The 8,784-nt window shown below is 45.8% G+C and carries 7 protein-coding genes and 1 pseudogene; 7 read left to right on the forward strand and 1 reads right to left on the reverse strand.

All coding sequences use genetic code 11. From position 1 onward, the window contains the following. Positions 1-26: 26 nt before the first annotated feature. From bcp to QUB35_RS09405, 3 genes are all read left to right on the forward strand, one after another. A complete protein-coding gene (gene bcp, locus QUB35_RS09395; RefSeq protein WP_333141467.1) occupies positions 27-500 on the forward strand; it encodes a thioredoxin-dependent thiol peroxidase in 474 nt (157 codons plus the stop codon). Between the two features lie 77 nt (positions 501-577). Beyond that, entirely contained in the window at positions 578-1,033 is a 456-nt protein-coding gene (locus QUB35_RS09400) for an NUDIX hydrolase (RefSeq protein ID WP_333141469.1), read from the forward strand. Between the two features lie 158 nt (positions 1,034-1,191). Further along, on the forward strand, positions 1,192-1,998 hold the full coding sequence (locus tag QUB35_RS09405) for an alpha/beta hydrolase (RefSeq protein ID WP_333141471.1): 807 nt from the start codon (positions 1,192-1,194) through the stop codon (positions 1,996-1,998). Positions 1,999-2,134: 136 nt separating this feature from the next. Here the strand turns inward: QUB35_RS09405 and QUB35_RS09410 are convergent, their stop codons facing one another. Then, positions 2,135-3,046 (reverse strand): pantothenate kinase, encoded by a 912-nt coding sequence (locus QUB35_RS09410; RefSeq protein ID WP_333141473.1) that lies wholly within the window; start codon positions 3,044-3,046, stop codon positions 2,135-2,137. Positions 3,047-3,360: 314 nt separating this feature from the next. On the opposite strand from QUB35_RS09410, the gene QUB35_RS09415 reads away from it, so the two are divergent. From QUB35_RS09415 to QUB35_RS09430, 4 genes and pseudogenes are all read left to right on the forward strand, one after another. Continuing rightward, positions 3,361-5,469 (forward strand): GAF domain-containing protein, encoded by a 2,109-nt coding sequence (locus tag QUB35_RS09415; protein WP_333141475.1) that lies wholly within the window; start codon positions 3,361-3,363, stop codon positions 5,467-5,469. Positions 5,470-5,948: 479 nt separating this feature from the next. Next, positions 5,949-6,332, forward strand: a complete 384-nt coding sequence (locus QUB35_RS09420) for a helix-turn-helix domain-containing protein (protein WP_333141477.1) — start codon at positions 5,949-5,951, stop codon at positions 6,330-6,332. Positions 6,333-6,344: 12 nt separating this feature from the next. Then, positions 6,345-7,337, forward strand: coding sequence for a transposase (locus tag QUB35_RS09425; protein WP_333141479.1), 993 nt, complete (start codon positions 6,345-6,347; stop codon positions 7,335-7,337). 551 nt (positions 7,338-7,888) lie between these two features. Beyond that, positions 7,889-8,784 (forward strand): annotated as a pseudogene (locus tag QUB35_RS09430) (hypothetical protein); the annotation flags it as partial.

An 8,784-nucleotide genomic window follows, 5' to 3' on the forward strand; every position in this document is an offset into this window, starting at 1 on the left:
CCGCTTCGCTCCGCCCATTTTTTTTGATGACTATTTATCCCGGTGACATAGCTCCTCTCTTCAGCCTGCCCGACGCGCAAGGCAATTTCGTCAGCCTTGCAGATTTTCGAGGGCGACGAGTTGTACTTTACTTTTACCCTAGGGACAATACCCCTGGCTGTACTAAAGAAGCTTGCGGCTTTCGCGATATTTACTTAGACTACGAGTCGCGCAATATAGCAGTCCTCGGCGTCAGTACAGACGGGGCAGGGGCCCACGCCAAGTTTGCAGCTAAATATCAACTGCCTTTTCCGTTGCTGTGCGACTTAAACGCCGAAGTTGCTACCGCCTACGGCTGTTACGGACTCAAAAAGTTTATGGGAAAAGAATTTATGGGAATTACTCGATCGACCTTCGCGATCGACCCTGATGGTAGGATTGAAAAGGTTTACCGCAAAGTCAAACCAGAATCTCACGCAGCGGAGATATTAGCAGATTTGCCAGACCTCTGGCCTGAATGAAAAATTAAAAATTAAGACTCCGGAGCTGCGAGCTAGGAGGTCTTAATTTACTTTCTCCTAAACAAGCTTTTGAGTTTATGCGTCGATTGTGGCAAATTGTACAAACTGTGCTGGGACTGATTTTTCGACATCCCGTCACTGGTGCTGCGGTGATTCCCGTATTGCCTGACGGGCGAATTGTGTTAATTCGCCGCCGCGACAACGGTCGCTGGGGACTGCCGGGAGGTATGGTGGATTGGGGAGAGGATATTCCGACGACAGTGCGGCGGGAATTAGCGGAGGAAACAGGACTCGATTTAGTCAAAATCCGTCGCTTGGTGGGTGTTTATTCGGCTGCCGATAGAGACCCTCGCCTGCACTCGATTTGTATCGTGGTGGCAGCAGAGGTAGAGGGAAAGATGCAAGTTCAGGATACCATTGAAGTCAGCGAGGTTGAGGCTTTTTTGCCCGGATCGCTGCCGGAGGGCGCGCTCAGCCACGATAACGACCAACACTTACAGGACTATTTTCAAGGCCTGACAACTTTGGCGTAAATCGGCGGGGTATCCAAATTTGAGAAAAGTCGGAAATTACCTCGCCGTCAAAAGTTGTCTGTTATAAATGTGGAATTAATTTTCAATGTTTTCCTACTTTTATTCACAAACTCTGAACATTAAATTAATCATCTTTTTATTGCTAAATATTTAACCGGATGTACTCACCGCTACGCAATTCTCGGGTCAAACTCTCTGTAGGGCAAATCTTTTGGCACGAAGTCGGTCAAGGCCCGAATTTAGTATTTTTGCACGGTTCTTGGCACGACAGCAGTCAGTGGCTGAGGACGATCGAACATTTGAGCCCCTACTACCACTGCTTCGCACCGGATTTGCTGGGGTTTGGCGACTCGGAACGCCCGAATCTTCATTATTCGATCGACTTGGAAGTAGAATGTCTCGCCCAATACCTCGATACTTTGAAGTTGCGACAGGTTTATTTAATCGCTCACTCTCTGGGCGGCTGGGTGGCCACCAGCTACGCTATCAAATATCCCGATCGAGTTCAGGGTTTGGTGTTGTTGGCCCCAGAAGGCGTCAAGGTTGGCAAGCGGCGGGGGCGGTGGCAGACGGCTAGCTGGCTGATCGGTCAACCTCCGCTGGCTTTGTGGTTGCTACGATCGATCTATCCAATTGCTAAGTTGCTGGGTAGCCAAAACAAGATTGACGGATTGCTAAAGTTCAGACAGCAGTTGATGCAGTCCCCAGTTGCCGTGCAGTTGCTGTTCGGGCGGCGGCGGGCTGAAATTACAGCGGAATTAGTTGAGGAGAATTTGCCTTTGCTGAAAGCGCCTGTTTTGCTGTTGCACGGTTCTGAAGATACTCCCGCAGCTTCGTCTTTGTGTCAATCCTATGCTGCTCTGGCTCCTAATGCCGAACTGCAATTGGTCAGTCCGGGGGAAAGCAATTTGCCGCAGGAAGTCCCGGATGTTGTTGCTAAATATATTCGCCAGTTTGCAAAGTGAATTGGGCATTGGGCATTGGGCAAACAGGGCATTGGGCAAACAGGGCATTGGGCAAACAGGGAATTGGGCATTGGGCATTGGGAATTGGGCATTGGTAACAGTCAACAGTCAACAGTCAACAGTCAACAGTCAAGAGTCAACAGTCAACAGTTAACAGGCTAATTCCCCAAAAAATAGCCTCTGGTGCGTCAATTAAGCCGGAGGCTGTATCAGGAAAGGCTGCTGTGAGGTATTTTAAAAGCATAGTGCGATCGCCCCCCGTGAGTGCAATTTTGCTATCAGGAAACAAACACCGCCAATCTTCAATAAAATCCCTAACTCCTGCCACCGCCGCATACACAACTCCGCTTTGAATTGCCCCAGCAGTGTCTTTCGCCCAGCGGTGCGGCAGATTTTGTGGTAGGCTGATTAAAGGTAATGCAGCAGTTTTTTTACCTAACGATGATAACTGCAAACCCAAACCTGGTAAAATTGCGCCCCCAACTAAATACCTATTGACATCAGCGCCAGTAAATGTTAAAGCTGTACCAGTATCTATAAGTAAAACTGGCCAACCAAATTGGTTGCCAGCACCCAGTACAGCCAAAGCTCTGTCAATTCCCAGGGTAGGATAGAGTCCCCCGATCGGTAACTGGTCTAAAGTAATAATCCCGACATCTGGATAACTCTGCCAAATTGCTGTTTGCTGGGGAACAACGGAGGCTAAAACTAGAGGCAGGGGAACTAAAGAAAGTGTGTGAGGACTAGAAAATGCGGGAGTAGCAGGAAGACAAAGGAGATTTTGAGCAGATATTTCCTCGATCGACCTCATTACTATTTGCACTAAATATTCTGCTTTTTCCTGCTCCGAGAGCCGGGAAACAGTATCAGCATTGAGATGGTCTGTATCCCATGTTTTCTCCAGGGTTTTGCCCACAAATAATCCCCAGTGCAGCCGGGAATTGCCGATCGCCAAAGCTATTTTAATCTGGGCTTTTCCTGTCCATCCAGAAGTAATGTTGTCGCTGCTTGCTGGCGAACGAAAATTGTCGGGAATTGAATTTTCCATGTTGTGCTAGCCGGCGCAAACATTGAACTAAAGATAGATTTTAGATTGATTTTAGTCGATTTAACGGGCGGTTAACTCTATTTGACATCTGACCAAGTTCCATGCCACGCACCAATTAGTATTGTCGGCTGCAGAGGGCATACTTGCTAAATATAAATATTTGTAAAGCAAATAATTGCTTTGCTCAGGCTGCATCCTTTATAATGTCTTAAGATATTCCAAAGTCCTGGTAGCTGCGATGGGGCTTTTGGCGGGGTAAGCACAGGTTTAAAAAACCCGACTCAATCAAAATACTGTACAACGGCTGAGTAAATATGTCTTTAAAAATACAAGAACACGAAAACCCCTGGCAGAGAGTAACTTCGCGGTTGCCTGAATCTGAAAATTGGAGGCAGGAAGAAAGTCTTTCGCTGCCGGAAGTAGACCAACAAAAAGCCCTAATCGTGCAGATGCAGCAGCAAGTTCAGTTATCAAACTTGCTGAACCAAATTAATAACGAAATTCGCAGTACACTTGACATAGAAGAAATTTTGACATCGGCCTGCAGATTGCTGGGGCAAGCGTTACAGTGCAGCCGCGTCAGCATTTTAGTCAAAGAATCAAATACAGAAAAAACTTTAGTCACGCGCGGAGAGTACAACGCGGGGGACTATCCAATCCAACTGGGAATGAAAGTACCGATGAGTGACAACCCGCATTTGGCAGCCGTCGTGTCTCAGCAAGAGTCCTTAGCAGTGACGAAGTTTCTCGATTTTCCGGGATTAAATCCACAAACCCGAAAAATTGCCGAAGCTTTGGAAATTAAGTCAATGCTGGCAGTAGCTACTCGCTATCAAGGTGAAGTGAATGGCATAATTGGTTTGCATCAGTGCGATCGCGAACGGGAATGGACTGATTGGGAAAGGCAGCTTTTAGAAGGGGTAGGATCGCAATTGGCGATCGCGATCAATCAAGCCAAACTCTACAGTAAAACCAGGCGCCAAGCCGAACGAGAATCGCTGCTACGGCTGATCGGCAACCAAATTCGCAGTACCCTGGATCTGGGAACTATCCTGGAAACAGCGGTGAGGGAAGTCCGCCAACTCTTGCAGTGCGATCGAGTAATTATCTATCAGTTTCAAGACAACTGGCAAGGAAAAGTTGTTGTTGAAAACATGACTGTTCCTTGGCCTTCAATTTTAGGAGATATGGGGGCTGATAAGTGTTTCCGGGGAGATTACGCCGATCTTTACCAGCAAGGGCGAGTCAAAGCAATTAATGATATTTTTAATGCTGGTTTAGAGCCTTGTCATGTCGATTTCTTAGATAGTTTGCAGGTAAAAGCTAATCTGATTGTGCCGATTGTTACATCCAGAACTGAAGAAAATACCTCCGACACAGCCGGAAGCTATAATCCTAAATATCCCGGTAGGCTGTGGGGTTTGCTGATTGCTCACGAGTGCGGGGATACCCGCAATTGGCAGCGGCAAGAAATGGAGTTGCTATCCCAAATAGCCAACCAAATGGCGATCGCCATTCAGCAAGCAGAACTTTACAGCCAAGTCCAAGACGCTGCGGTAAAATCTCAAGCTCAAACCCAGCAGTTGCAGGCTGCGTTAGAAGAATTGCGATCGGCGCAGCAGCAATTGATTCAAAGCGAAAAAATGTCAGGTTTGGGGCAAATGGTAGCGGGAATTGCTCATGAAATTAACAACGCCAACAATTTCATCCACGCTAACTTGTTTCACGCTCAAGAATATTTTAAAGCCTTGAACGAAGCTCTAGAAGTGGCAGGAAATGCCTGCCCGGAAGCAGCGGCAGCAATTGTCAGAATCAATGAAGAACTAGAACTCGATTACATTCGAGAAGACTTTGGTAAACTGCTCAATTCTATGCGGGAAGGAAGCGGGAGGATTCGCTCGATCGTGATGACGCTGCGAAATTTTTCTCGTTTAGACCACGCTGAATTAAAACCAGTAGATTTGAATGAAGGTTTAGAAAGCAGTTTCTTGATGCTGCAAAATAAGCTAAAAACCAATATCAAAATAGACAAGCAATACGGCCGTTTGCCGCCCGTCCAATGTCATGCCAGTCAAATTAACCAAGTATTTTATAATTTGATTGACAATGCTTTAGATGCGCTGCAGTCAACGAGCAAACCGGGGGAATTAACTATCCGCAGTTGGCAAAGCGAGCCGGACTGGGTAACAATCTCTGTCCGCGACACGGGAAGTGGAATTCCTGCGGAAATTCAAGACAAGATTTTTGACCCATTTTTTACTACTAAACCTGTGGGGAAAGGCACTGGTTTGGGACTTTCAGTGTGCTATCAGGTAATTGTCCAAGCTCACGGTGGCAAGATCCGTTGCGTCAGTCAGGTTGGCGAAGGAAGTGAGTTTATTGTAGAGTTGCCTCTGACAAATCAGAGGAGGGTAAGTGCATAATTCCTGCTTTAGTCAGATTAACCCTGTTTTGTCACTCTGGCAGTAGTATAGAACCCATTTGACATCTTGGCGTTGCTTAATGAGGGTATGAAAAAAATAACTTTAAAATCCAAAAGCTTTGTGGATAGTGGTTTCTAGGACGGGCATATTTAGCGTTTCATACCGTAAATCAGCAACGCCGCCTACGGCCAGCTTCGCTAACGCATTTTTAACTCCCAGCCGGGAAGTCCCTCGGTATATTTAGAGGGGATTAATCTGAGCGCTCGCGAAGTACCCCGACTAAATTACCGAGCGTGATGTCCAGAAGCGTTGGGTGGAGGAACGGAAACCAACAATTAAGCTCGCCTATCACGAATCAATCTTCGGGAACATCTTGATTTTAGATGCTTTTTCCAAGTGTTGAAATAATATTTTTTGGGGTGGCATTTTGGACGTACATAAACTATACTATTCAAAGGTCGAAAACAGGAAGTTTAGAAATGCAACTCACTTACAAATACCGCCTCAAACCCACGAAAGCTCAATCAACAACGATTGTGGCTCACCTAGAACTTTGTCGGCGGCAGTACAACTACCGATTAGGCGAAAGATTCAGGTGGTGGGAAACCACGAGAACACCCATAAACGCTTGTCCCTTGATTGTTTCGATAGTCCCCGTTGAGGAGATTTATCGAAATATTCCTTTGACGAGAGTCCAAACTAGGGATGGCAGGAAAAAGGATGAATCAGGCAATCCTTTGACTAAAAAAGGTGATGTTTTCTCAAACATTGAAGGCGGATATGTACAGTGGCAGACAATTCAACTTGCTGACTTGAAAAACACAAAAAAACTGTTTCCTGATTACAAAGTGTTGGATTCTTAGGTTTTGCAAGATGTGGTCAACAGAGTTGAAACTTCCTTTTCAAACTTTACTACACCCGATAAGAATGGCAATCGTAGAGGCAAGCCAAGATTTAAGGGGCTTCACTATTACAAATCATTTACTTATCCTCAATTAGACAATTTAAATATTGTTAAGGACGAGCAAAATAGGATTTGTATTGACCTGGCAAAAATAGGTCAAGTGCCGATGGTGTTCCATCGTCCAATACCAACGGGTTTCAAGGTCAAGACGGGTACAGTTATCCCAGAAGCGGATGGGTGGTATATTTCCTTAACGCTAGAAGATAAGACGGTTCCCGTAACGGTTGCAGAAATTCAGCCGACGGTCGAAAACACTTTGGGTATCGATTTAGGAATTACTAATTACGCTTACCTTTCTAATGGTGAAAAAGTTGAGAATCCTAGATTTTTGAGGAAGTCGGCTGAAAAACTAGCAAGGCTTCAAGTGAAATTAGCTAAAAAAGTTAAGGGTTCTAAGCCTTGGAAAATTATCAAGGATAAGGTTTCCAGACTCCATCAATTCGTAGCTAGATCCCGACTAGATTTTCAATTCAAAACGGCACATGAGCTATTCGGTAAATGTAATGTTTTAGTTGTTGAGGATTTGAGTGTCAAAAATCTAACTAGACGTGCTAAGCCGTATACTGACATTGAAAATGGTAATTTGGTTTATTTGCCGAACGGTCAATCAGCTAAAAGCGGTTTGAATAAATCCATGCTTGATGCTGCTCACGGGCAATTCGCCAACGTCCTGAAATATGTCGCTTGGAAATTAGGTAAAAGCGTTTTGTTTGTTGACCCAAAGGGCACATCTGGGCATTGCTGGAATTGCCTCAATAAAGTCCCGAAAGAATTATCGGAACGGTGGCATTCCTGCCAATGTGGGGAATCTTTGGATCGGGATGAAAACTCAGCCAAACTTATTAGAAAGATTGGTCTGAGTTACAAAAGTGGCGGGGGAACTCCGTCACTCAAAAAAGCATGAGAAAAAAAAGGAAAAAGAAGCCTGCGGTCTAACGGTAATCCGTTGACCGTCAGGTTAGTTCACTGAAATCAGATTTAACTTACGCCCGAACCCCAATTTTCAGAAATTCCCAACTGGGTGATGCTTAGAGATATAAAATCATAAGTATTTTTACTCATAATTGTCTCTGCGGATTCACTTCTGTCCGCTGAAGCAGTGAACGCGGCCTTTTGGGGGGCCCGGAATGTGGGATTTAAGCTCTCCTCTACAGATGTGGAAAACCCGCTTTTTATAGGGCTGAAAAAAAGATCGCAATTTGTCCGGATAAAACTTATTGAGGATGAAAGTTAGACATATCTATGTAAATGTGTCTAAGTAGGTGTAATTATTTACACTCAACATTTAATCGGGGGCAATAATACCTTCAGAGGCTTATTGGGCAAGCATTTTTACTTGATTTACCTGCATCTATGAGGGAATTTTTCTTGCAGTGACCGATCGCTACAAGAAAGCCCAACCTCTGGTTTTCACTCACTTCTAATCCTTAATTACTCATCATCAAAGGAGAAGCTATGGCTACTTCAATCACTGGTTCTTTGGGTCAAAACACTAATTACAGCAGTGTCACTGACCTAATTACACAATGGCCTACTGCCGCCAAGAATCAAGGCATCCAACTGTCTGGGATAGCTTTTGATGGCTTTGAAACGAACTACACTAACCCTATTCCCATCAGCAACCTCACGTTAGCAACGAACGAAAACCCTAAAAGCGGGTTGAGCTACGGCGCTGAGCCTGGTATTGGTGTCCTAGGCTCTTATAGTGGTTGGTTTACCGACCCCACTAAAATTCGGGCGGAAATCAACCATGACCCCAACACCAATCAATCTCAGACGCTGAGGGTGAAATGGGCAGATAACAAAGACATCACTAGCGCCACGATCGGCCTCAGTGCATTGGGTGTCAAAACAGATCTGGGCGATCAAGGCAATGAAGTTGGTTTGCTGAAACTCTTTAATAATGGGGCGGAGGTATCGGCAAGCAATTTTACGATCGCTCGCGTCAACGCTCCTGCCACTCCAAAACCTCTCTCTGTGTCTTCAGATGGAGTGACTTTCATTGGCGATCGTACCGATGGCAATTTCACATTCCAGATACAAGCAAATTCCACTAGCGTTGCTTTTGACGAATTACGGTTCTCCGCCAAAGCCTACGATAGCCCCACCGCTGCCTACCTCGGCACATCCCCCAAAAGCGATAGTTCCGACTACCTAGTGCGGAGTATTCAATATCAAGGCCTTGATGTGACGCCGACGCCGACGCCGACGCCGACGCCGACGCCGACGCCGACATCTCCAAGTATCTTCCAATTCGCCCAACCAAATTACACGGTGGCTGAAGGCGGCCCGGTTACGATTAACGTTACTCGCACCGGTGGCACGGCGGCTGCATCGATTAACTACGCTAC

The organism is Microcoleus sp. B13-B6, assembly GCF_036705405.1.
Lineage (GTDB): Bacteria > Cyanobacteriota > Cyanobacteriia > Cyanobacteriales > Microcoleaceae > Microcoleus.

Coding starts and splice junctions, on each gene's coding strand:
- bcp (WP_333141467.1), top strand. CDS start 27: ATGACTATTTATCCCGGTGACATAGCTCCTCTCTTCAGCCTGCCCGAC.
- QUB35_RS09400 (WP_333141469.1), top strand. CDS start 578: ATGCGTCGATTGTGGCAAATTGTACAAACTGTGCTGGGACTGATTTTT.
- QUB35_RS09405 (WP_333141471.1), top strand. CDS start 1,192: ATGTACTCACCGCTACGCAATTCTCGGGTCAAACTCTCTGTAGGGCAA.
- QUB35_RS09410 (WP_333141473.1), bottom strand. CDS start 3,046: ATGGAAAATTCAATTCCCGACAATTTTCGTTCGCCAGCAAGCAGCGAC.
- QUB35_RS09415 (WP_333141475.1), top strand. CDS start 3,361: ATGTCTTTAAAAATACAAGAACACGAAAACCCCTGGCAGAGAGTAACT.
- QUB35_RS09420 (WP_333141477.1), top strand. CDS start 5,949: ATGCAACTCACTTACAAATACCGCCTCAAACCCACGAAAGCTCAATCA.